Raw genomic sequence first — 23259 nt, forward strand, 5'->3', positions numbered from 1 at the left:
CGATGAACGTCCGACGAGTCGGTCTCCAGACGCTCGACGCACTCACCTACGCCGTCGTCATGACGGCACTCCTGTTCGCCGTCTCGACGGCGGTGAGTCTCCTCTTGGGGTACGGTCTCGTCGGCACCAAGCATCTCCTGTTCTTCGTCGGGTTCGCCATGTTCGGCTACGGCGCGTTCCGCCTCCAGCCGATGAAGCCGTGGAAGGACGACGAGCGGTCGAGCGACGACACGCCGAGAGGCGTCCAGCAGTTCGCGCTGCGACTCGTCCCCGAGGGCTACCGCGTCCACTCGCGACACCGACTGTCGACGGGGACGAAACTGTTCGTCGCCAGCGTGTTCGTCCTCGGGACGTCCGCGGCGATGGAGTTCGTCTTCGGCATCAACGCCGTCTAACGCCGGGTCGTCGCCCGCCTCGGGAGTCCGACACGTTTTACCGCGTCCGTCGTCGAACGGTGTGTATGCCAGACACCACCGAGGGAGAGGACGTCGACTACGCGGAGCGACTCGCCGCGAGTGCCGACGTCGGGAAGAACGCGTGGCAGGCGACGCTCGACGAGATGGACGCACTGGCCGCCGAGTTCGAAGACGAAGGGTGGCAGACGGTGACCATCGCCGCCGGTCACACCGCCCCGGAGAACCCTTCGACGGGTGAGGGAGACCGCTTCGGTCTCACACACGTCGTCCCGAACAACAAAGCCGAGGAGTTCACAGCGCTGTTCGAGGAGGGTGCGTTCCCCCAGTACGAGGTGTACCGCAACGAGATCGAGGGCCGCGAGTTCGTCGTGACCGTCCTCTCGGACCCCGAGAAGGAGGCGGCCATCCTCATCGCCGGATCGTACGAACTGCGTCACGCGCCCGGCTGTGTGAAGGCCGCAAAGCGCGAGGGGAAGATGTACACGCACGTCCAGACGCTCGACAAGACGCATCTGGGGTCGTTCGAACACGACGACTACACCCGGTTCTTCCCGAACGCCGACCGCATCGAGAACTGGGTCAGAAGCGGGAACTGACCCACGTCGCTCGGTCGCACCCCTTCGTAGAGTACAAGAGGCGGCGGCCTGTACGGCAGGGTATATGAACGTAGCCGACGCGATGACGCCCCGGTCGGAGGTCGTGACTGTCGAACTCCCGGGTACCCGCGACGACGTGCTCGAGTACCTACAGGAGCGCGGCTTCTCCTCCGTCCCCGTGGTGAAAGAGACCGACGACGGCGAGGAGTACCGGGGACTCATCTCCCGCGACGACCTCATCGAACACCCCGACGAGGACCAACTCGCCATCCTGATGCGCGAGGTGCCGACGACGACGGCCGACACCGGCCTCGAAGACGCCGCTCGGCTGATGGCCCGAGAGGGTGCCCGTCGGGTCCCCGTCGTCGACGAGAGCGGCGACGTCACGACGCTCGCGGGGATCGTCACCGTCACCGACGTCGTTCGCGCTATCGCCCGCGGCGACATCGACGGCGAGACCCCGGTGGGCGAACTCGCGGCGACCGACGTCAACGCGACCTACGTCGGGACGCCGCTGACCGTCGCCGAGCGCGAGATCTTCTACGCGAACGTCCCCTACGCGGTCGCACTCGACGAGGACGGCCGGATGACCGGCATCCTCACCGAGGTCGACATCATCGACGTCGCCCGCGTCGTCGAGGGCGAAGACGACACCGGCGAGAGCCTCGCCGACGAGGACGACGAGTGGATGTGGGAGGGGATCAAGGCCGTCGGCAACCGCTATCTGCCGACCCGCAACGTCGAGCTGCCGAGCGAACCAGTGAGCGAGTTCATGAGCGACGATCTCGTCACCATCTCGCGGAAGAAGTCCGCCAAGGAGGCGGCCCAGACGCTCATCTCCAACGACATCGAGCAGATCCCGCTCGTGAGCGGCGACGCGCTCGTCGGCATCGTCCGCGACGTCAACCTGCTGGAGGCACTATGAGCGAGGGTGCAAGGGAGAGCGAGAAGCTCACCGAGCTGGCGAAGCGTCGCGGGTTCTTCTTCGGGTCGGCGCAGGCGTACGGCGGCGTCGCCGGCTTCTACACCTTCGGTCCGGAGGGAGCCGCGCTGAAGCGGAACGTCGAGTCGTCGTGGCGCGAGCAGTTCACGACGAAACTCGGCAACGAGGAGATCGAAGCGCCGACGATCATGCCCGAACCCGTCTTCGAGGCGTCGGGCCACCTCGACGGCTTCGACGACATGCTCGTCGAGTGTGGCGAGTGCGGCGAGTCCCACCGGGCGGACCACCTCGTCGAGGACAACACCGACGTCGAGGAGGCCGAGTCGCTGCCGATCCCGGAGGTCGAGGAGCTCATCGCCGAGTACGACATCGAGTGTCCGAACTGCGGTGCGCCGCTCGCCGGCCGCGAGGTCGTCGACTTCAACCTCATGTTCGAGACCTCCATCGGCCCCGGCAGCGGTCAACCCGGCTACCTCCGTCCCGAGACCGCCCAGGGCATCTTCGTCGAGTTCCCCCGGCTGAAGGAGTACGCTCGCAACCAGTTGCCGTTCGGCATCACGCAGATCGGGCGGGCCTACCGCAACGAGATCAGCCCGCGGAAGGGGATCGTGCGGACCCGCGAGTTCACGCAGGCGGAGTTAGAGCAGTTCGTCGACCCCGAGTCCGACGAACCGCCGCTCGAGGACGTCCGCGACGTCGAGGTCGTCCTCTACCCGGCGGTCGAACAGGAGGCCGAGGACGTCGAGTACGTCGAGACCACCGTCGGCGACGCCGTCGACGAGGGTATCATCGCCAGCGACTGGGTCGCCTACTTCCTCGGCGTCGCCCAGGGGTGGTACGAGGAGATCGGCGTCGACATGGACCGGTTCCGGTTCCGGCAGCATCTCTCCGGCGAGCGCGCCCACTACGCGAGCGACTGCTGGGACGCCGAAGCCGAGTTGGGCGGCGACTGGGTCGAGATCGCCGGTTTCGCCTACCGCGGCGACTACGACCTCTCGAAACACGAGGAGTACGGCGACGACTCGTTCACCGTCTTCCAGCAGTACGACGAACCGAAGACGGTCGAACGCGCCGTCGTCGACCCCGACATGAGCGCGCTGGGCCCGAAGTTCGGCGGCCAGGCGACCGCCGTCGCCGAGGCGCTGCAGGAGCTGGCCGACCGGAACCCCGACGCGTTCGAGGCCGACGAGGTCACCGTCGAGGTCGACGGCGAGGAGCTGACCGTCGACACCGACGTCGCGAACTTCGGCGTCGAGGAGCAGACCGAGTCCGGCGAGCACGTCACGCCGCACGTGGTCGAACCCTCCTTCGGCGTCGACCGGACCGTCTATACGGTCATCGCGCACGCGTACGCGGAAGACGAGGTCGCCGGCGAGGAGCGGTCGTTCCTCGGCCTCGAACCCGAGGTGGCACCCACCTCGGTCGGGGTGTTCCCGCTCCTGAGCAACGCCGAGGAGTTGACCGAACGGGCCGACGCCATCGTCGACGACCTGCGTGCGGTCGGCCTGTCGGTCGCCTCCGACGAGTCGGGTAACATCGGCCGTCGCTACCGGCGGCAGGACGAGGTCGGTACGCCCTTCTGCGTCACCGTCGACTACGAGGGACTCGAGGGCGACGGTCCCGACACGGTGACGCTCCGCGAGCGCGACTCGACCGGCCAGATCCGACTGCCGGTCGACGCGCTCGTCGAGGAGGTGCTCGCGGTGCAGAGTGGCGCGAAGACGTTCGACGACCTCCGAGACGCCTACGAGACGGTCGACACCGACGAAGCGTGAGCGAGATCGGCCGACGACTCGTCCACGTCAGCGGCACTGGGCTCCCCGCCCTCTACCTGCTGGACTGGGTGACGTGGCAAGAGTTGGGACTGCTGCTCGTCGTCGGCTCGGTCGGCGTGGCGATACTCGAACTGTTGCGTCTCCAGGTCGGACTCGACTGGTGGATCTACCGCGAACTCACCCGCGAGTACGAACAGGACAACCCGGCTGGGTACGCGCTGTACTTCTTCAGTATGACCGCGGTCGCGCTCGTCTTCGACCCGCATATCGCGGTGCCGGCGATGCTGATGCTCACCATCGGCGACCCGATCAGCGGCGTCCTGGGGTCGAACGAGGCCGGGACCGCAAAACAGGCGGGCGTGTTGCTCGTCATGTTCGGCGTCTGTTTCGCGCTGGCGTGGCCGTTCGTCGACCCGCAGGGGCCGTTCGTCGACCCGCAGCCGTCGTACCCCGTCGCCGTCGCGGCGGCGGCAGTGGGCGCGCTCGGGGCGACGCTGGCCGACGGGCTGAAGCCGGTCGTCGCGGGCTACGTCGTCGACGACAACCTCTCGATTCCGCCCGCCGCGGCGGTCGGAATCTGGACCGTGCTGACGCTGTTCGGGTAGGGCGAGGGTGAGGTGCCCCCGACGGCGGTGCGTGGCGTCGATGGACAGCGGACCGGCGACGGTGTTCCCGGAGGCCTACCCTTATTACTCGTCTCTGACAACGACTCCGTATGACGGTCTACGAGAGCGACCTGCCCGGCGTCGGAAAGAAACACGAGATCGAACTCGACGACGGGTCGCGACTGGTCGTCGTCACCCACCACGCCGGCAAGCGAGAGGTGTACCGCCGGCCCTCGGAGGACGCCGACTCCGAGAAACTGTTCGAACTGTCGGACAAACTCGCCCGGCAGGTCGGCACGATCCTCGAAGGGGCGTACTTCCAGCCCGTCAAGACCGACCGCATCGAGACGCTCTTGGCCGGCAACGTCGTCATCGAGTGGGTCGACGTGGCCGACGACTCGTCGCTCGTCGGCGTGACGCTGGCCCAGGCGGACGTCCGACAGCGGTACGGCGTCTCCATCATCGCCATCCAGCGGGGCGACGAGACGCTCCCGAGTCCCGGTGCCGACACCACTATCGAGGCGGGCGACACGCTCGTCGTGCTCGGACAGAAGGACGCCTGCCGGTCGTTCGTCGGCCACGCCGCCGGTGACGAGGACTGATGGCGGCGGGGCTCGCACAGATCGGGCTGCTGTTCTTCGGCGTCGCCGTCGCCGGCCTCGTCGCGGCACGCGTCGGCCTGTCCGTCATCCCCGTGTACGTCGTCGCCGGCGTCGTCCTCGGGCCGAACGTCGCCGGCGAACTCGACGTGCTGTACGTCGAGGCCGGCGAGACGACGACCGTCCTCGGCGAGTTGGGGATCGTCCTCCTGCTGTTCTTTCTCGGCTTGGAGTTCAGCATCGACCGACTGCTCTCGACGCGAGACCGCATCACGAGCGCGGGGCTCATCGACATCGCCGTCAACCTCCCGGTCGGCGTCGCAATCGGGCTGGTTCTCGGCTGGTCGCTGATCGAGTCGCTGCTGCTCGGCGGTATCGTCTACATCTCCTCGTCGGCGATCATCACGAAGTCGCTCATCGATCTCGGGTGGATCGCCAACCCCGAGAGCGAACCGATCCTCGGCATCCTCGTCTTCGAGGACCTCGTCATCGCCGTCTACCTCGCCATCGTCGCCTCGCTCGTCGCGGGCGGGAACGGACTGCAGGAGACGGCGACGAACGTCGGCGTCGCGATGGCGTTCCTGCTGGTGCTCGTCGTCGCGGTGTACTACGGCGGAGAGTGGTTCGAACGCGCCCTCGACGTCGACGGCGGTGAACTGTTCGTCCTGCGGGTGCTCGGCATCGCCGTCCCGGTCGCGGCGCTCGCGCTCGCGCTCGGCGTCAGCGAGGCGGTCGCGGCGTTCTTCGTCGGGATGGGGTTCTCCTCGACGAAGCACAAAGAGCGCATCGAGGATCTGCTGACCCCCGTCCGCGACGTGTTCGCGGCGGTGTTCTTCGTCTGGATCGGGCTGGGGACGGACCCGGCGGTCGTCGTCGACGTCGTCGGTCTGCTCGCGGTCGCCGTCGTCCTGACCGCACCGACGAAGGTGGTGAGCGGCTACTACGGCGCACGGCAGTTCGGGCTGGACCAGCGGCGGTCGTTCCGCACGGGCGTGACGATGGTCACCCGCGGGGAGTTCTCGCTGATCATCGCGGCGACGGCCGCCGCGGGGACGACCGAGGTGATGACGCAGGTGATTCCCGCCTTTGCAGTCGGCTACGTGCTCGTGATGAGCGTGCTCGGGTCGGTGCTGATGCAGTACGCCGACCAGCTCGAAGCGGTCGTCCTGCGTCGCGGGTCGACGAGTTGACGGGGTGTTCCCTGTGTCGCCGTGACACGACTCGTAACCCTTGCCGCCCCGAAAGCGTTTAATAGCCCGCATCGACAACGAGTCACCAATGGAAGGGACTCGTCGCTTCAGTGCTCACACCCTCGTGAGCGCTGCGACCCTCCTTCTCCGACCGCGACGAGTCCGACGACCGGGCCTTTAGGCCCACTCTTATCTTCACCCCCCGACCCCGAGTTTGATACTACAGACTCACAAGCAGTTTCGCCGCCCATAGGCATCTCTATGCCTTTATTTCATCATTTGGAAACCAAGAATTTAATACCCTCAACGGCAGAGTTGGAGGTACATGACAAAGCGCGTCGCCCTCGCGTTCAGCGGAGGACTCGACACGACAGTTTGCGTTTCGCTACTCAAAGAGGAGTACGGGTACGACGAAGTCGTCGGCGTCACCGTCGACGTCGGCCAGCCCGAATCGGAGTTCGAGGAGGCAAAGGAGACGGCCGACGCCCACGGACTGGACATCCACGTCGTCGACGCCAAAGACGAGTTCGCCGAGCTCTGCTTCGACTCGGTCCGCGCGAACGCGACGTACCAGGGCTACCCGCTCGGGACGGCGCTCGCCCGCCCGATCATCGCCAACGCCATCCTCGACGTCGCCGAGGAGGAGGACTGCGACGCCATCGCCCACGGCTGTACGGGCAAGGGCAACGACCAGCTGCGTTTCGAGGCCGTCTGGCGCACCTCCGACCTGACGGTGATCGCCCCCGTCCGCGAGCTGGGGCTCACCCGCGAGTGGGAGAAGCAGTACGCCGACGAGAAGAACCTGCCCGTCCAGTCGGGCAACGACGGCGTCTGGAGCATCGACACGAACCTCTGGAGCCGTTCCATCGAGGGCGGCCAGCTCGAAGACCCGAGCTACGTGCCGCCGGAGGACATCTACGAGTGGACCGACGACCCGGCGGAGGCGAACGAACCGGCGCTCGTCGAGATCACCTTCGAGAACGGGTATCCCGTCGCCGTCGACGGCGAGGAGATGGACCCCGCCGACCTCATCGAACAGCTCAACGCCCTCGCCGGGGAGTTCGGCGTCGGTCGCACCGACATGATGGAAGACCGCATGCTCGGGCTGAAGGTGCGCGAGAACTACGAGCACCCCGCGGCGACGGTGCTGCTCACCGCCCACGAGGGGCTCGAACAGCTCGTCCTCACGAAAGAGGAGCGTGACTTCAAGACGCAGGTCGACGACCAGTGGTCTCAGAAGGGCTACGAAGGACTCGTCGACGCGCCGCTCGTGAAGGCGCTCGAAGGGTTCATCGACGAGACGCAGACGAAGGTCACGGGGAAGGTAACCGTCAAACTGCAGGGCGGGCAGTGCCGCCCCGTCGCCCGCGAGTCCGACTACTCGGTGTACTCCGAGGAGGTCGCCTCCTTCAACACGGAGACGGTCGGCGACATCACGCAGGAGGACGCCACGGGCGTCGCCAAGTACCACGGCTTCCAGGGACGCCTCGCCAACGACGTGGCCGCAGGCGTCGAGAAGCCCGAGCTGGCGGCGGACGGGAGCGGCGCAGACGAGAGCGAGGAGTAACCGATGAGCGAGGACACCTCCGACGACACGGGCGTCGTCCGCCGCGAGCGCTTCAGCGGCGGCCCCGCGCGGGGGTTCCTCTCCAGCCTCGCGGCCGACGAGCGCATCTTCCACGCCGATCTGGCCGTCGACCGCGCGCACGTGGTGATGCTCGCCGAGCAGGGGATCGTCGACGACGACACCGCCGGCGAGATCCTGCAGGCGCTCGACGACGTCGAGGCGGCCGGCCACGGTGCGCTCCCCGACGGGGAGGACGTCCACGAGGCGATCGAGTCTGCGGTCATCGACCGCGTCGGCGCGGAAGGCGGGAAGATGCACACGGCCCGTTCGCGCAACGACGAGGTGGCGACCTGCATCCGCTACCGCCTCCGCGAGGACGTGCTCGACGTCGTCGAGAACACGATCGCGCTGCGCGAGGCGCTGGTGGACGTCGCGACGGAGCACACCGAGACGGTGATGCCCGGCTACACCCACCTCCAGCCCGCCCAGCCGACGACCGTCGCACACTATCTCCGCTCGTACGAGGCGGCGTTCGCCCGCGACACGGCCCGGTTGCTGGACGCCTACGACCGCATCAACCAGTCGCCGCTCGGTGCGGCGGCGTTCGCGGGGACGCCGTTCGACGTCGACCGCGAACGCACGGCCGAACTCCTGGGGTTCGACTCGGTGCTGTCGAACTCGATGGACGCCTCCGCCGCCCGCGACTTCCTCGCGGAGACGCTGTCGGCGCTGGCGACGCACGCGACGACGCTGTCGGGACTCGCGGAGGACGTGATCATCTTCGCCAACAAGGGGTACGTCGACCTCTCGGACGACTACTCGTCGACCTCGTCGATCATGCCCCAGAAGAAGAACCCCGACACGCTGGAACTCGTCCGGGGGACCGCCGGCGACGCCGTCGGCGGGCTCACCGGGCTGCTGACGACGCTGAAGGGACTCCCCCGTGCGTACAACCGCGACCTCCAGCGGGCTCACGGTCACGCCTTCGACGCGGTCGACGCCGTGGCCGACGCCACCGACGTCGCCGCCGGAGCGGTGGCGACTGCGACGTGGAACGCCGACCTGCTGGCCGAGGAGGCCGCGGACGGCTTCTCGACGGCGACCGGCGTCGCCGACCTGCTGGCGATGGCGGGTATCCCGTTCCGGACGGCCCACGAGATGGTCGCGGAGGCGGCCGCAAAGGCTAATGGAGAGAATCCGAGCGTCGCAACACTTGACGCGGTCGCAGAGGAGGTATTGGGCGCGTCGCTATGGGAGTACGTGACTCGCGACGCCGTCGAAGCCGCGCTCGATCCGGCCGAGAGCGTCGCGTCTCGTAACTCGCAGGGCGGCCCCGCACCGACGGCGGTCGCCAGCGACCTCGAGGCGGCAACGAGCGACCTCGCGAGCGACACCGACGCGCTGGCGACACGTCGCGACGGCCTGCTCGCGGTCGCCGACGAACTCCGTACGGAGGTGGCACGCTATGACTGAGCGACGCAGACGCCGACAGCGACGACCCCGACGGGACGCCGTCGTGGCACCGCACCCGCGGCCGCCACGACTGCGACCACCGTCCCCCTCCGGGGACGCTACTACTATCTGAACTCTGCCATCCGATTCAGACACGGGCGAGACAGACCTTCTAACACCCGTAGCGTAGCCTGCAGTTAGTATAAATTTTCTTACAACTTCGATGGGTTTATGGTACCGAACGTCGAACGCTGGAGTACACCATGACCGAAGCAGAATGCGTCGAATGTGGGGGCGACGTCGCCCTCTCGGACGACCTGGAGACAGGAGAGATCATCGACTGTGGAACCTGTGGCGCAGAGCTCGAAGTGATCGACGTCAACCCGCCAGTCCTCGACCGAGCCCCGGAGCTCGAAGAGGACTGGGGGGAGTAACTTGCACAGTACGAGCTCCCAGCGTCGACTGACGCACGTCCACGAGGGGTGGGTCGCGTGAAAGTCGGCATCCTCTACTCCCGTATCCGCAAAGACGAGAAGCTTCTCCTCTCGGAGCTTCGCGACCGCGGCCACGAGGTCACGAAGATCGACGTCCGCAAACACCAGTTCGGTCTCGACGGGACGACCGCGCCGGTCGACGACCTCGATCTCGTCGTCGACCGCTGTCTGTCGACCTCGCGGTCGCTGTACGCGACGGAGTTCCTCGACGCCTACGGCGTCACCGTCGTCAACAGCGCCGAGACGGCCGACGTCTGTGCGGACAAGGCCAAGAACAGCCTCGCGCTCGCACGGGCGGGCGTCCCCACGCCCAAGACGGACGTGGCGTTCACGAAGGAGAGCGCGATGGAGTCGATCGAGAAGTTCGGCTACCCCTGCGTGCTCAAACCCGTCGTCGGGTCGTGGGGGCGGCTGATGGCCAAGATCGACTCGGAGAGCGCCGCCGAGGCCATCTTGGAGCACAAGGCGACCCTGGGCCACTACGAGCACAAGGTGTTCTACGTCCAGGAGTTCGTCGAGAAACCGGGCCGCGACATCCGCGTGCTCGCGACCGACGGCGAGCCGGTGGCTGCGATGGTCCGCTCGTCGGACCACTGGCTGACAAACGCCGCGAAGGGCGCGACCGTCGAGTCGTTCGACCTCGACGACCGCGCGCTCGAACTCGTCGAGCAGGCGAGCGACGCCGTCGGCGGCGGCCTGCTCGGTATCGACCTCATGGAGACCGGCTCTGACTACACCGTCCACGAGGTCAACCACACCGTCGAGTTCAAGGCGCTGAACGACGCCGTCGGCGACGACGTCGACGTTCCTGGAACCGTCGTCGACTGGCTCGAGAAGAAGGCCGCCGAGGCCGACGACGCCGACGAAGTGGAGGTGTCGGCGTGACGGGGACGCTCTCCGCCGCCGTCGTCGGTGGCTCCGGCTTCACAGGCGGCGAACTGCTCCGCCTCCTCGACGGCCACCCGGAGTTCGAGATCGCACAGGCGACCTCCCGGGAGTACGAGAAGAAGACGCTCGGGTCGGTCCATCCGAACCTCCGGCATCTCGACGTCCGGTTCAGCGACCCCACCGACCTCGAGAGCGTGGACGTCCTCTTTGCGGCGACGCCCCACGGCGTCTCGATGCAGCACGTCGACGCGTTCCAGGAGGCCGCAGACACCGTCGTCGACCTCTCGGCGGACTTCCGGCTGAACACGGAAGAACAGTACGACGAGTGGTACGACGGCCACAGCTGTCCCGAGTATCTGGAGAAGTCGGAGTACGCGCTTCCGGAGATCAACCGCGAGAACCTGCCCGGGGCGGACCTCATCGCCGCGGGCGGCTGTAACGCGACGGCGACGATCCTCGGCCTGAAACCGCTGTTCGAGGCGGGGATCTTGGAGGGCGACGAGCAGGTCGTCGTCGACGTGAAGGTCGGCTCCTCGGAGGGCGGCGCGAGCGCCGGCAAGGCCTCGAGTCACGCCGAGCGGTCGGGCGTCGTCCGCCCGTACGCGCCGACCGGCCACCGTCACGAAGCAGAGATCGAACAGTTCCTCGGGATCGACGTCTCGTTCACCGTCCACGCCGTGGACATGGTTCGTGGCGCGTCGGCGACGTGCCACGTCTTCCCCAACGGCCCCGTCACGAAGGGCGACATGTGGGGCGCGTACCGCGAGAGCTACGAGGACGAACCGTTCATGCGGATGGTCGCGGGCGGCGGCGGCGTCTACCGCTACCCCGAACCGAAGGCCGTCGCCGGGACGAACTTCGGGGAGGTCGGCTTCGAGGTCGACCCCTCGAACAGACGTCTCGTGCTCTTTTCGGCCATCGACAACATGATGAAAGGCTCGGCCGGGCAGGCGGTCCACGCCGCCAACGTCGCGCTCGGTCTCGAAGAGACAGCAGGGTTATCGTTCACCGGCTTCCACCCCGTCGGAGCACCGTAGGAGACACCACAGAACACCAATGACGAGCGAATACACGCGCGAGGAACTCCTCGCCGCACACGACGATCTCATCGACGCACAGGCTCAAGACTGCCTCTACACGGACGGGGGCGAGCCGCGAGAGCCGCCGGTCGTCGTGAAGATCGGCGGCGCACGCGCCGTCGAACCCGAAGGTGCAGTCGAGGACATCGCGCATCTCGTCGCCAACGGCCGCAAGGTCGTCGTCGTCCACGGCGGGTCGACGGCCGTCGACGAGACGCTCGAGGAACTCGGCGAGGAACCCACCTACGTCGAGACCCCCTCGGGCGTCTCGGGCCGCTTCACCGACGAGCGTACGATGGAGGTGTTCACGATGGTGATGCCCGGGAAACTGAACACCGAGTTGACGGCGACGCTCCGCGAGGCGGGCGTCGACGCGCTCGGCCTCTCGGGCGTCGACGGCGGCCTCTTGACGGGCAAACGCAAGTCCGCCGTCCGCGTCGTCGAGGACGGCAAGAAGAAGATCAAGCGCGGCGACCACTCCGGGAAGATCACCGACGTCAACGCCGACCTCTTGGAGACGCTCCTCGACGGCGGCTACACGCCCGTCGCGACCGTTCCGATGCTCGCCGACGATGGGGTTGCCGTCAACGCCGACGCCGACCGCGCGGCCGCCGCCGTCGCGGGCGCACTCGGTGCGGAACTCGTCGTCCTCACCGACGTCGAGGGCGTGTACGAGGATATCGACGACCCCGAGTCGCTCATCTCGTCGGCGTCGACGCCGGCCGAGTTGGACGCGCTGAAGGACGCCGCCGAGGGGTTCATGACGAAGAAGGTGATGGCGGCCACGGAGGCGCTGGAGGGCGGGGCCGCGACGGTGATCGTCGCCGACGCCAACGTCCGCGACCCCATCACGACGGCGCTCGGCGGCGGCGGCACCCACGTCGAACCCGGCGTGCTGAGCGACGTCGCCGACGCCGAGGAGGTGGAGCAATGAGCGGATTCGTCTTCAACGAGAAACCCCTCCAGATCGAGTCGGGCGAGGGGCCGTACCTCTACACCGACGACGGCACCGAGTTCCTCGACATGGGCGCGAACTACGCGGTCACGCCGCTCGGCCACTCTCACCCGAAGGTCACGGAAGCGATCCAGGAGCAGGCGGCGAAGTTGACCTACGTGCAGGCGTCGTACCCGGTCGAGGTCCGCACCGAACTGTACGAGAAACTCGCGGCGCTCGCCCCCGGCGACCTGGAGAACGTCTGGCTCTGTAACTCCGGCACCGAGGCCAACGAGGCGGCGATGAAGTTCGCCCGCGCGGCCACCGGGAACTCGAAGATCGTCGCCACCAAGCGCGCCTTCCACGGCCGGACGATGGGGGCGCTGGCGATGACCTGGAAGCAGAAGTACAAGGCCCCCTACGAGCCGCTCGCCGGTGACATCGAGTTCGTCACCTACGGCGACACTGAAGAGCTGGCCGAGGCCGTCGACGACGAGACGGCGGCGGTCTTCCTCGAACCCGTCCAGGGCGAGGGTGGCATCCACCCGGCCACGGTCGACTATCTGGCGCACGCCCGCGACGTGACCGACGACGCGGGCGCGGCGCTCGTCTTCGACGAGATCCAGACCGGGATGGGCCGGACGGGGACGCTGTGGGCCTGCGAGCAGGCCGGCGTCGTCCCGGACGTGCTCACCACCGCGAAGGGGATCGCCAACGGCCTCCCGATGGGGGCGACGCTCTGTGCGGACTGGTTGACCGAGGAGTTCGGCGACCACGGGTCGACGTTCTCGGGAGGGCCGGTCCCCTGTGCGGCGGCGAACGCGACGCTGGACGTCCTCGTCGAGGAGGACCTGCCGACGCACGCCGGCGACGTCGGCTCCTATCTGATGGAGAGTATCCAGACTACTGCCGAGGAGCACGACCTGCCCGTCCGCGACGTGCGCGGACAGGGGCTGATGGTCGGCATCGAGGTGAAACGCGGCGCGAACCGCCTGCTGAAGCAGCTCGCACTCCAGGAGGGGATCCTCGCGCTGCCCGCCGGTCGGTCGGTGCTCCGTCTCTTGCCGCCGCTGATCGTCGACGAGAGCCACGCAGACCGGATGACCGAGGCGCTGACAGAGGTGCTCGAATGAGCAGTACGACCGGCGACCTCACCGAACGGACGGTGGCGGCGCTCGACACCGAGGCGCGGCAACTGCTGTACGACCTCGTCTCCACCCCCTCGCCGTCGGGCGAGGAGGGGCCGGCCGCGGCGGTGCTCGTCGACTTCTTCGAGTCTCACGACCGCGAGGTGTGGATCGACGAGGTCGGCAACGTCCGCGCGCCCGCCGACGACCGCGTGCTCCTCACGTCGCACATCGACACCGTCCCCGGCGACATCCCCGTCGAGGTGAGAGACGGCGAGGACGGCGTCGGCGAGTCGCTGTGGGGTCGCGGGAGCGTCGACGCCACCGGCCCGCTGGCGGCGATGGCCGTCGCGGCCGTCGAGACCGGGATGAGCTTCATCGGCGTCGTCGGCGAGGAAGTCGACTCCCGCGGCGCGCTCCACGTCGTCGAGGAGGGCCGCGCCGAACCGGGCGCGGTCGTCAACGGCGAACCCAGCGGTTGGGAGGGGATCACCCTCGGCTACCGCGGGTTGCTCGCGGGTACCTACGTCGCCACGAGCGAGTCCGGTCACACCTCCCGCCCCGAGAACAACGCGATCCAGGACGCCCTCGACTGGTGGCGGAAGGTCGAAGACGAGTTCGAGACCGACGAGTGGACGCCCGTCTTCGAGCGCGTCACCTGCAAGCCCGTCAGTATGGCCGGCGGGACGACCGACGACGGGCTCTCCGTCGAGTCGACGATGGACGTTCAGTTCCGCGTCCCGCCGGAGATGACCGTCGAGGAAGTGCGCGAAGTGGCGGACTCGCAGCTCAACGGCGGGACCGTCCGCTGGTACGACGACGTGCCGCCGGTGATGATGAGTCCCCGGACCGACGTCGGGCGGGCGTTCCGCGTCGCCATCCGGCAGGAGGGCGGCGACCCCCGCCTCCTGCGGAAGACCGGTACCAGCGACATGAACGTCTTCGCGAAGGTGTGGGACTGTCCGATGGTCACCTACGGCCCGGGCGACTCGGATCTCGACCACGCACCCAACGAGCATCTGCCGCTCGCGGAGTACGACACCTCGGTCGACGTGCTCGTCGCGGTCTGTGAACGCCTCGGAGGTGAGAGCTGATGCTCGACGTCGATCACCTCGTCGACATCGACGACCTCTCTCCGGAGGATCTGGACACCGTCCTCGATCGGGCGTCGGCGCTGAAATCCGGCGAGGACGGGACGCGACTCGACCAGCAGACGCTCGGGATGCTGTTCGAGAAACCGTCGACGCGGACGCGCATCTCCTTCGAGACGGGGATGACGCAACTGGGGGGTCACGCCATCTTCCTCGGCCCCGACGACATCCAGTTGGGTCACGGCGAACCGCTGAAAGACACCTCGCGAGTGCTCTCGCGGTACGTCGACGTGGTGATGGTCCGCCTGTTCGATCACGCAGACCTGCTGGAGATCGCGAACTACGCGGACGTCCCCGTCGTCAACGGGTTGACCGACGAGGCGCATCCGTGTCAGACGCTCGCCGACCTGCTCACCATCAAGGAGACGTTCGGCGGCTTCGACGACGTGCAGGCGACGTGGATCGGCGACGGCAACAACGTCGGCCAGTCGTTCGTGCTCGGCTGTGCGCTGGCGGGCGTCGACCTCACCGTCTGCACGCCGCCGGGGTACGGGATGAGCGACGCCGTCCTGGAGCGGGCCGACGAACTGGGCGACGCGCCGACCGTCGTCGACGACCCGGTCGACGCCGTCGCCGACGCGGACGTCCTCTACACCGACGTCTGGGTCAGCATGGGTCAGGAGGACGAGCGCGCGGAGAAACTCAACGCGTTCGAGGGCTACCAGGTGAACATGGAGCTCCTGAGCGAGACAGACGCGCTGGTGATGCACTGCCTGCCGGCGCACCGCGGCGAGGAGATCACCGACGCCGTCCTGGAATCCGAGCGCGTGCTGGTGTGGGATCAGGCCGAGAACCGCCTGCACGCCCAGAAGGGACTGCTGGTCGAACTGATGGAGTGAGGTTTCGGGACTTTTTGCGGCGCGAGCTTTGGTTGGCCGAGGGCGCTGGTTTCGGGAGGCACTGCCGAGACGAGTAGCTGAGTTGCTGGAGACGAGTAGCTGAGTTGCTGGAGACGAGTGCCTCAGGACTGCTTGACAAACGAGAGGCCACATCCTCCCCAACCGATTCGCTCGTTCACGCTGTTCACTCGCTCATCCCTCACGCGCTGACTGCCGTGACACGGAGGTCACGACAGCGCGCGCCATCTGTATCGACGTGTGGCTTCGCGCCGCTCCGTCGTTTTCACGAGCGAAGAGAGTGAAAGCAAGCAAGAGCGAAGCGCTTGCGAGGGATGAGCATCGCAGCGACCGGAGGGAGCGAGGAGCACAATCGGTCGGGGAGGATGTGGTATTTCGTCTGCCAAGCAGTCGTGAATCGTACCTCTAACGGGTCTGTCACACATCTCACAAAAAATTAATCACTGTCGACGCAGCCTACAGCTCTCGCACGAACGGGAACACCGCACCCGCGACGGCACCGTACGCGAGGTGGCCGACGAGGCTCGTCGGGTTGAAGTTCGGCAGCGGCGGGGCACCCGGGAAGCCGACCGCCGAGAGCCACACCGGCATCACCAGCGCCGCGAGGACGACCCACAGCACCGCGCCGTAGACGGCGCCGAGGCCGACGCTCCTCGGGATGTGCTCGCCGACGCCGAGCGCGTTGGCGATGCCGGCGAAGGCGACGCCCAGTACCGCCGAGTTGCTCATGTGGATGACCCAGCCTGCCGCCCCGCCGGAGAGTCCGTACATCGCAGGGATCGCGACCTCGATGACCGGTGTCATCATCGTCGTCAGCATCACGCCCATGATGGCGCCGCCGGCGAGCCCCGCACCGAGTCCGCCCTTCCACGTGCTCGTTTCGGTCGTCCCGACGGTCGTTGTCTTCGTTTCGGTTGACATCGTATACCACGATTTCGTCGAGACGGCGAAAACGGTACGTCGACGGGGTGTCCGCGGCGCACCGCGGAGATAGCTTCATAATCGGCGCGCACGCATCCTCTAGGCTCGAACGACCGGATCAGTTTCACCCCGCTTCCCGAGCGTTTTAACCCGATGACGACCAAGACCTCGTAGTGACTGACTCGGACGGACACCTCCGCTTCTTCCCCTACGACGAGCCCTACCCGAACCAGGCGGAGGCGATGGACCGCATCGCCAACTCGCTGGCCCGCCAGCAGGACGTGCTGCTCGAGGGCGCGCCGGGGACGGGGAAGACGCTCTCGGCGCTCGTGCCGGCGCTGGACTACGCCCGCGAGCACGACAAGACCGTCGTCATCACGACGAACGTCCACCAGCAGATGCGCCAGTTCGTCGCGGACGCCCGTGCCATCACCCGCGAGAAGCCGATCCGCGCGGTCGTGTTCAAAGGGAAGGCCTCGATGTGTCACATCGACGTGGGGTACCAGGAGTGTCAGACGCTCCGCGACACGACTCGCAGCGTCGTCGAGAAGCGTGCCGACAAGGCCGAGTTGAAACAGCGCGAGCAGGCGTTGCTCGACCGGATGCAGGACGGCGACGACACCGCCGCCGAGGCGCGCAGCGCCGTGATGGACGAACTCGACACGATCGAGCAGGACCTCGAAGAGATGGAAGAGGGGAGCGTCTGTGAGTACTACTACAACAACCTCGTCGACGACACCGACGAGTTCTTCGGCTGGCTGTTCGAGGACGTCCGCACCCCCGACGACGTCTACGAGTACGCCGAGAAGCAGGGCTACTGCGGCTACGAACTGCTGAAAGAGGGGATGGAGGGCGTCGACCTCGTCGTCTGTAACTACCATCACCTCCTGGACCCGATGATCCGCGAGCAGTTCTTCCGATGGCTGGATCGGGACCCCGAGGACGTCATCACCGTCTTCGACGAGGCGCACAACATCGAGTCGGCCGCGCGGGACCACGCAACCCGCACGCTGACGGAGAACACCCTCGAGAGCGCGCTGAACGAACTCGACGACGTCGACGACAGTCGGGCAGAGCACGCCCGGAACGTGATCGGCGCGTTCTACCACGCGCTCAAGTCGACCTACGAGGACGCGCTGGGGTCGTACGAGCGCGACGACGTCGGGGAGAACTGGTACGACGTCGCCATCGCCGACGAGAACCGCCGCGACGACCTGACGATGGCCTTTCTCGACAGCTACGAGGGTCGCGGCATCGACGCGGAGGTCGACCTCGCGCTCCAGTTGGGCGAGTCACTCGACGAGGAGTACGAACAGGCGTACAAGGACGGCGAGACCACGACGCGACAGGAGTGTCAGACCCAGCAGGCGGCGGCGTTCATCGCCTCGTGGATGAGCGACGGCGACAAACTCGGCCAGCATCCGATGTGTTCGGTCCGCCGCGACGGCGGGACGGATGAGCTCTACGGCCGGGCGGAGCTGTACACCTGTATCCCGCGAGAGGTCACGCAGGAACTGTTCGAGGAGGTGTACGCCAGCGTGCTGATGAGCGCGACCGTCCGGCCGTTCGACGTCACCGAGGACGTACTCGGACTCGAAGACGCGGCGACGCTCGCCTACGGACTGGAGTACCCCGAGGAGAACCGCCGCACCTACGCCGTCGAGGGACCGGCGCTGTTCGCCAGTGCACGCGGCGAGCAGGAGACGCAGGACGTCGTCGCCGCCACGCTTCGGGACGTCGTCCGCTTCACGCCGGGGAACACCCTCCTCTTTTTCCCCTCTTACTCGGAGGCTCAGCGGTACTACGAACTGCTCGGCGGTGGGCAGGGGCTCGCCGACGACAGGGGTCGGACGGAGTTCTTCTTGGACGAGGCCGGGACGCCGACCGAGGAGCTCCGACAGGGGTTCGTCTCCGCGGACGACGGCGCGCTGTTCACCTCGCTGTGGGGGACGCTCGCCGAAGGGGTGAGCTTCGACGGCGACGACGCCCGGACCGTCGCCGTCGTCGGCGTCCCCTACCCGCATCTCTCCGAGCGGATGGAGGCGGTCCAGGACGCCTACGACCGCGCCTACGCCGACCGTTCCCGCAAAGCCGGCTGGCGCTACGCCGTCGAGATTCCGACGATACGGAAGACGCGACAGGCGCTCGGCCGGGTGATTCGCTCGCCCGACGACTTCGGGGTTCGTGTGCTGCTCGACAAACGGTACACGGACAACGACATGGGAAAGTACGGCGTGCGGAACACGTTCCCGCCGGAGGAGCGCGAAGAACTCATCGACATCGGCCCCGACAAGCTCAAATTCGCGATGATGAACTTCTACACCGACCACGACGCGTACGACGGGCCGCCGCCGACGCCGTGAGAAGACGGCAGGAGAGGGAGAGTCACGAGAGCGCGCGAACTCGAGCGCGGCGAGCGATTCATCCGTCTGCAGCCCAACGTAGGGTATGAGTCTCCAGCCCCCCGGCCCGAAGGGACTCCCCGTCTTCGGGAACAGCAACCAGTACGCGAAGGACCCGTTCACTTTCGTGAAGGCCTGTGCCGAGGCCTACGGCGACGTCGTCAAGTTCGACCTCGGTCCGATGCCGGTCTACATGCTCACCAACCCCGAGCAGATCGAACAGGTGTTGGTGAGCGAGGCCGCGAAGTTCCGCAAGCCGCAGTTCCAGGACGACGCGATGGGCGACCTGCTCGGGAACGGCCTGCTCCTCAGCGAGGGCGACGAGTGGCGGCGACAGCGCGAGCTCGCCCAACCCGCGTTCGATCCGACGCGCATCGCCACGCTGGACGGGATGATGAGCGAGAAGACGGAAGCGACGCTCGCCGACTGGGAGGACGGCGACGTCGTCGATATCCAGTTGGAGATGGCGCGACTCACCGTCGAGATCATCGTCGACGCGATGCTCGGGGCGTCGCTCGACGACGAGCGTATCGAACTGGTCCAGGAGAACCTCGAACCGCTGGGTGCGCGGTTCGAGCCCGACCCGCTGCGCGTCATCGTCCCCGACTGGGCGCCCACGCGGGAGAACCGCGACTACAAGAGCGCGATCGCGACCATCGAGAGCGTCATCGACGACGTCGTCGAGGAGCGACGCGGGACGGAGTTCGGCCCAGAGTCCGACGGCGACGGCGACGGTAGCTCCGACGCCGCGGCCGGCAGACGGCCGATGGATCTGCTCTCGATCGTCCTCCGCGCCCAGCAACGCGGCGAGCAGACCGACCGCCAACTGCGCGACGAGATGATGACGATGCTGTTGGCGGGGCACGACACGACCGCGCTCACGCTCACCTACTTCTGGTATCTGCTGTCGCAACATCCCGAAGTGGAGGCGAAGGTCCACCGAGAGGTCGACGAGGTGCTCGGCGGCGACGTCCCGACGACGGCCGACGCTCGGAGGCTGACGTACACCGACCGCGTCCTCCACGAGACGATGCGTCTCTACCCGCCGGTGTACGTGATGTTCCGCGAACCGAAGGTCGACGTTCGCCTCGGCGGTTACCGCGTCCCCGAGGGGGCCGGCGTGATGCTCCCCCAGTGGGCCGTTCACCGTTCGGAGCGGTGGTACACGGATCCGGAGACGTTCGACCCGGACCGGTGGCTCCCCGAGCGGCGGAGCGAACGCCCACGGTTCTCCTACTTCCCGTTCGGTGGCGGTCCACGACACTGCATCGGCAAGCAGTTCTCGCTGCTGGAGGCGAAGCTCATCGTCGGCTGCGTCGCCCAGCGGTTCGAACTCGACTACGTCCGCGACGAACCGTTCTCGCTGCGCGGGTCGCTGACGATGCATCCCCGAGAACCGATGGGGATGCGGTTGCAGTCGCGGTAGTCCTCGCTCCTCCTCACCGCCTCACCTCACCGCCGAAGCTGGAGCGTCGCCGCCGACTCGCGGAACTCGGCGCTCCAGAGGTCGAGCGCCGAGACGGTCCACGTCACCGGGTCGACGTCGAGGTCGGCCAGCGCCTCGGCGTCCGCGATGGAGCCACCGCGGGAGAGCGTGACGTGCGGCACGTAGTCGTCGCCCTCCAATCCGTCGATGGGGTCGAACGCCTCGCAGAGTCGGTCGTGGAGCGCGGCGAGTCCGGGGCTCTCGACGGCGAGATAGACGACCGGGCCGGTTCCCTTCGTCGGTCGCTCGAAGAAGTCGACGCCCGTGACGCGGGCCTCGAACGCCGGTTCGTCGCGGAGGAGCGGTCGAAGCCGTTCCCGCAAGCGAGCGAGCGAGTCGTCGCCGAGGCGTTTGACGACGAGCGTGTGTCGCTCCCGAACCGTGTCGAACGCCGTGAGTCGCGGATGCAACTCGGCGGCGAGTCGCTGGACACCGCCCGGGACGGGGACGTTCAGACTGTACACGGACAGAGGTCGGTCAGCGGGCGGTTGTAGCTGTCGGTCGGTAGCGGCGGTACTGTCGACTCACAGCCGGTCGGTGAACCAGAGGACGATGAGTACGATTATCAGAATCCCGAGCAGCGGTCGGAGCGGGCCGAGGAGGCCGGCGAGCAGGCCGAGCGCCTCGCCGACGATCTCGAGGACGAGCCACACGACGACCAACACGAGCACCAGTTTGAGGAGGTCTTCGACGTCGAGTTCCGCGCGCATAGTTTGCGAGTCGGCAGAGGAGTACAAAAACACACCGTCGAAGCGAAGCTGTAACCGGAGAAAGAGGTAACTACCCACGCGGAGAACGCGACGACATGACCAGCCTCTTCCGCCAACTCGGCCGCATGAGCGCGGGCGGGTTGCCGTCGGGTCCCCTCCTCGTCGCCGGCGTCGTCGCCGTCGGACTGCTCGCCCTCCTCGTGTTCCCGCCGCTCGTCGCGCTCGGACTCCTCGTCGCGCTCCTCCTCGTCGCGACGGTCGTCAGCGCCGTCGAGATCGTCCAGGCCTACGAGAAACGTGCGTTGACGGTGTTCGGCGAGTACCGCAAACTGCTCGAACCGGGGATCAGCGTCGTCCCGCCGTTCGTCTCGCGGACCTACTCGTTCGACGTGCGGACGCAGACGCTCGACGTCCCCCGGCAGGAGGCTATCACCGAGGACAACTCGCCGGTCGTCGCCGACGCCGTCGTCTACATCCGAGTCGTCGACCCGAAGAAGGCGTTCCTGGAGGTCGACGACTACCGCAACGCGGTGTCGTATCTCGCACAGACGACGCTGCGGGCCGTCCTCGGTAACATGGAACTCGACGAGACGCTGAGCCGTCGGACGGAGATCAACAGTCGCATCCACGAGCAGTTGGACGAACCCACCGACGAGTGGGGGGTTCGCGTCGAGAGCGTCGAAGTCCGGGAGGTCAAACCCAGCGCCGACGTCGAGAACGCGATGGAGGAGCAGTCCTCCGCCGAGCGCCGTCGCCGCGCGATGATCCTCGAGGCGCAGGGAGAACGCCGCAGCGCCGTCGAGACGGCTCAGGGGGAGAAGCAGTCGAACATCATCCGCGCACAGGGAGAAAAACAGGCGCAGATCCTCGAAGCGCAGGGTGACGCCATCTCGACCGTGCTCCGCGCGAAGTCCGCCCAGTCGATGGGCGAACGCGCCATCGTCGAACGGGGGATGGAGACGCTACAGAAGATCGGACAGGGCGAGTCGACGACGTTCGTCCTCCCCCAGGAGCTGACATCGCTGGTCGGTCGCTACGGCAAGCAGCTGACCGGGAGCGACGTCCAGGACACGGAGGGACTCCGGTCGAAGCCGTTCGACGAGGAGACCCGCGAGATGCTCGGGTTGGACGACATCGACGACATCGCGGACGGACTCGACGTCTCGGACGGCGAGCGGCCGGACGTCGAGAACCTCGAGTCGTTCGACCGCGAGGTCGAGCAGTAGTCGACCCGAACCATTTGGTACACCGACACGACGTACGACTATGGACGCGCAAGTCGGCTTCAGCATGCCCGAATCGGTCGGTCTCCGCGTCGAAGCGGGGGTCGACGCGGCCGCTCGAATCGACTGTGACTTCTTCGAGTTCGTCCTCGACGGGAACTGTCACCCCGACCGTCTCCCCGAGGACCTCGCGACCCGCCTCGCCGACGCCGATCTCGACCTCGTCACCCACCTGCCGTTCGCCGTCGACGTCGCCGCGCCGTTCGAGCCACAGCATCAAGGTCTCCTCGATACGCACCGAAACTGTCTCGACGCGGCCGCCGACCTCGGCGCGTCGAAGGCGGTGTTGCACCCCTCATCGGCGGCCTGGGAGTTCGCGTGGTCCACCGAGGAGGTCGAGAACGCCGTCGTCGACTCGGTCGAGGCGCTCCACGCCTACGCGGCCGATCGAGGGGTGGAGCTCACGGTCGAGAACCTGATCACGAGTCGGTTCACCGCCGAGAACTTCGACCGACTGCTCAATCGCGTGGACGCGGACATGACGTTCGACACGGGCCACGCCCGCGCCGTCGGGTTCGAGTCGGCCGACGTCGCGGCGTTCGCCGCCGCCAACCGCGACCGGGTCTCCCACGTCCACCTGAACGACACGCTCGGACAGAGCGACGACCACCTCCCCGTCGGTGCCGGAACCGTGGACTTTCCGGCGGTCTTCGACGCTCTCGGCGACGACTGGACCGGCACGCTCTGCGTCGAGGCGGTCGTCGGCGACCTGGGCTACGTCGAGGAGAGCGTCGCCCGAGTTCGGCGGCTGCTCGAAGGGGACTGACAGCCCAAACGACGGGAG

23 protein-coding genes are annotated in these 23259 nt (G+C 67.3%); 20 read left to right on the plus strand and 3 right to left on the minus strand.

The features are described from left to right. The first annotated feature begins 2 nt into the window (after nucleotides 1-2). The 16 genes from EOHIBHHM_RS06495 (at nucleotide 3) to argF (ending at nucleotide 15655) form a co-directional block, all read left to right on the plus strand. Entirely contained in the window at nucleotides 3-395 is a 393-nt protein-coding gene (locus EOHIBHHM_RS06495) for a DUF7555 family protein (protein ID WP_497255742.1), read from the plus strand. Between the two features lie 65 nt (nucleotides 396-460). Further along, nucleotides 461-1012 carry a DUF7529 family protein gene (locus EOHIBHHM_RS06500; protein WP_497255744.1) on the plus strand — a complete coding sequence of 184 codons (552 nt, stop codon included), beginning with the start codon at nucleotides 461-463 and terminating at the stop codon, nucleotides 1010-1012. Between the two features lie 64 nt (nucleotides 1013-1076). Further along, complete coding sequence (locus tag EOHIBHHM_RS06505; protein WP_497255746.1) at nucleotides 1077-1937, plus strand: CBS domain-containing protein; 861 nt, start codon at nucleotides 1077-1079, stop codon at nucleotides 1935-1937. Then, the gene (gene glyS, locus EOHIBHHM_RS06510) at nucleotides 1934-3730 is read left to right on the plus strand and encodes a glycine--tRNA ligase (protein ID WP_497255748.1); all 1797 of its coding nucleotides are present in this window, start codon (nucleotides 1934-1936) and stop codon (nucleotides 3728-3730) included. Before EOHIBHHM_RS06505 ends, glyS begins: the two co-directional genes overlap by 4 nt. Beyond that, entirely contained in the window at nucleotides 3727-4335 is a 609-nt protein-coding gene (locus EOHIBHHM_RS06515; RefSeq protein WP_497255750.1) for a dolichol kinase, read from the plus strand. Before glyS ends, EOHIBHHM_RS06515 begins: the two co-directional genes overlap by 4 nt. A gap of 110 nt (nucleotides 4336-4445) precedes the next feature. Beyond that, on the plus strand, nucleotides 4446-4937 hold the full coding sequence (locus EOHIBHHM_RS06520) for a cation:proton antiporter regulatory subunit (RefSeq protein ID WP_497255752.1): 492 nt from the start codon (nucleotides 4446-4448) through the stop codon (nucleotides 4935-4937). Further along, nucleotides 4937-6124 carry a cation:proton antiporter gene (locus EOHIBHHM_RS06525; protein ID WP_497255754.1) on the plus strand — a complete coding sequence of 396 codons (1188 nt, stop codon included), beginning with the start codon at nucleotides 4937-4939 and terminating at the stop codon, nucleotides 6122-6124. The genes EOHIBHHM_RS06520 and EOHIBHHM_RS06525 overlap by 1 nt, the downstream gene beginning before the upstream one ends. Nucleotides 6125-6449: 325 nt before the next feature. Continuing rightward, nucleotides 6450-7691 carry an argininosuccinate synthase gene (locus tag EOHIBHHM_RS06530; protein WP_497255756.1) on the plus strand — a complete coding sequence of 414 codons (1242 nt, stop codon included), beginning with the start codon at nucleotides 6450-6452 and terminating at the stop codon, nucleotides 7689-7691. A 3-nt stretch (nucleotides 7692-7694) separates the two neighbouring features. Continuing rightward, nucleotides 7695-9164 (plus strand): argininosuccinate lyase, encoded by a 1470-nt coding sequence (gene argH, locus EOHIBHHM_RS06535; protein ID WP_497255758.1) that lies wholly within the window; start codon nucleotides 7695-7697, stop codon nucleotides 9162-9164. Nucleotides 9165-9406: 242 nt separating this feature from the next. Then, nucleotides 9407-9577, plus strand: a complete 171-nt coding sequence (lysW, locus tag EOHIBHHM_RS06540; protein ID WP_009367138.1) for a lysine biosynthesis protein LysW — start codon at nucleotides 9407-9409, stop codon at nucleotides 9575-9577. 57 nt (nucleotides 9578-9634) lie between these two features. Beyond that, a complete protein-coding gene (lysX, locus tag EOHIBHHM_RS06545; protein ID WP_497255761.1) occupies nucleotides 9635-10522 on the plus strand; it encodes a lysine biosynthesis protein LysX in 888 nt (295 codons plus the stop codon). Next, the gene (gene argC, locus EOHIBHHM_RS06550) at nucleotides 10519-11562 is read left to right on the plus strand and encodes an N-acetyl-gamma-glutamyl-phosphate reductase (RefSeq protein ID WP_497255763.1); all 1044 of its coding nucleotides are present in this window, start codon (nucleotides 10519-10521) and stop codon (nucleotides 11560-11562) included. The genes lysX and argC overlap by 4 nt, the downstream gene beginning before the upstream one ends. A 19-nt stretch (nucleotides 11563-11581) precedes the next feature. Next, nucleotides 11582-12538 (plus strand): acetylglutamate/acetylaminoadipate kinase, encoded by a 957-nt coding sequence (locus tag EOHIBHHM_RS06555; protein ID WP_497255765.1) that lies wholly within the window; start codon nucleotides 11582-11584, stop codon nucleotides 12536-12538. Beyond that, nucleotides 12535-13671 carry an aspartate aminotransferase family protein gene (locus EOHIBHHM_RS06560; RefSeq protein ID WP_497255767.1) on the plus strand — a complete coding sequence of 379 codons (1137 nt, stop codon included), beginning with the start codon at nucleotides 12535-12537 and terminating at the stop codon, nucleotides 13669-13671. Before EOHIBHHM_RS06555 ends, EOHIBHHM_RS06560 begins: the two co-directional genes overlap by 4 nt. Beyond that, a complete protein-coding gene (locus EOHIBHHM_RS06565; RefSeq protein WP_497255769.1) occupies nucleotides 13668-14759 on the plus strand; it encodes a [LysW]-lysine hydrolase in 1092 nt (363 codons plus the stop codon). The genes EOHIBHHM_RS06560 and EOHIBHHM_RS06565 overlap by 4 nt, the downstream gene beginning before the upstream one ends. Next, nucleotides 14759-15655 (plus strand): ornithine carbamoyltransferase, encoded by an 897-nt coding sequence (gene argF, locus EOHIBHHM_RS06570; protein WP_497255771.1) that lies wholly within the window; start codon nucleotides 14759-14761, stop codon nucleotides 15653-15655. The genes EOHIBHHM_RS06565 and argF overlap by 1 nt, the downstream gene beginning before the upstream one ends. A gap of 474 nt (nucleotides 15656-16129) precedes the next feature. Here the strand turns inward: argF and EOHIBHHM_RS06575 are convergent, their stop codons facing one another. Continuing rightward, a complete protein-coding gene (locus EOHIBHHM_RS06575; protein ID WP_497255773.1) occupies nucleotides 16130-16594 on the minus strand; it encodes a histidine kinase in 465 nt (154 codons plus the stop codon). 242 nt (nucleotides 16595-16836) lie between these two features. Here EOHIBHHM_RS06575 and EOHIBHHM_RS06580 point away from each other — a divergent pair, with 242 nt between their 5' ends. After that, complete coding sequence (locus tag EOHIBHHM_RS06580) at nucleotides 16837-18957, plus strand: ATP-dependent DNA helicase (protein ID WP_497256937.1); 2121 nt, start codon at nucleotides 16837-16839, stop codon at nucleotides 18955-18957. Between the two features lie 85 nt (nucleotides 18958-19042). Then, nucleotides 19043-20422, plus strand: a complete 1380-nt coding sequence (locus EOHIBHHM_RS06585; RefSeq protein ID WP_497255775.1) for a cytochrome P450 — start codon at nucleotides 19043-19045, stop codon at nucleotides 20420-20422. Between the two features lie 26 nt (nucleotides 20423-20448). On the opposite strand, the gene EOHIBHHM_RS06590 is transcribed toward EOHIBHHM_RS06585, so the two are convergent. Both EOHIBHHM_RS06590 and EOHIBHHM_RS06595 read right to left on the minus strand, forming a co-directional pair. Continuing rightward, complete coding sequence (locus EOHIBHHM_RS06590) at nucleotides 20449-20946, minus strand: 2'-5' RNA ligase family protein (protein WP_497255777.1); 498 nt, start codon at nucleotides 20944-20946, stop codon at nucleotides 20449-20451. Between the two features lie 60 nt (nucleotides 20947-21006). After that, the gene (locus tag EOHIBHHM_RS06595) at nucleotides 21007-21192 is read right to left on the minus strand and encodes a DUF7554 family protein (RefSeq protein WP_497255779.1); all 186 of its coding nucleotides are present in this window, start codon (nucleotides 21190-21192) and stop codon (nucleotides 21007-21009) included. Nucleotides 21193-21287: 95 nt separating this feature from the next. Here EOHIBHHM_RS06595 and EOHIBHHM_RS06600 point away from each other — a divergent pair, with 95 nt between their 5' ends. Both EOHIBHHM_RS06600 and EOHIBHHM_RS06605 read left to right on the plus strand, forming a co-directional pair. Further along, nucleotides 21288-22418: an SPFH domain-containing protein gene (locus tag EOHIBHHM_RS06600; RefSeq protein WP_497255781.1), complete on the plus strand. Its 1131-nt coding sequence runs from the start codon at nucleotides 21288-21290 to the stop codon at nucleotides 22416-22418. Nucleotides 22419-22458: 40 nt separating this feature from the next. Next, nucleotides 22459-23241: a sugar phosphate isomerase/epimerase family protein gene (locus EOHIBHHM_RS06605; protein ID WP_497255783.1), complete on the plus strand. Its 783-nt coding sequence runs from the start codon at nucleotides 22459-22461 to the stop codon at nucleotides 23239-23241. The last annotated feature ends 18 nt before the right edge of the window (nucleotides 23242-23259 follow it).

This window comes from Halogranum roseipondis (assembly GCF_059695585.1).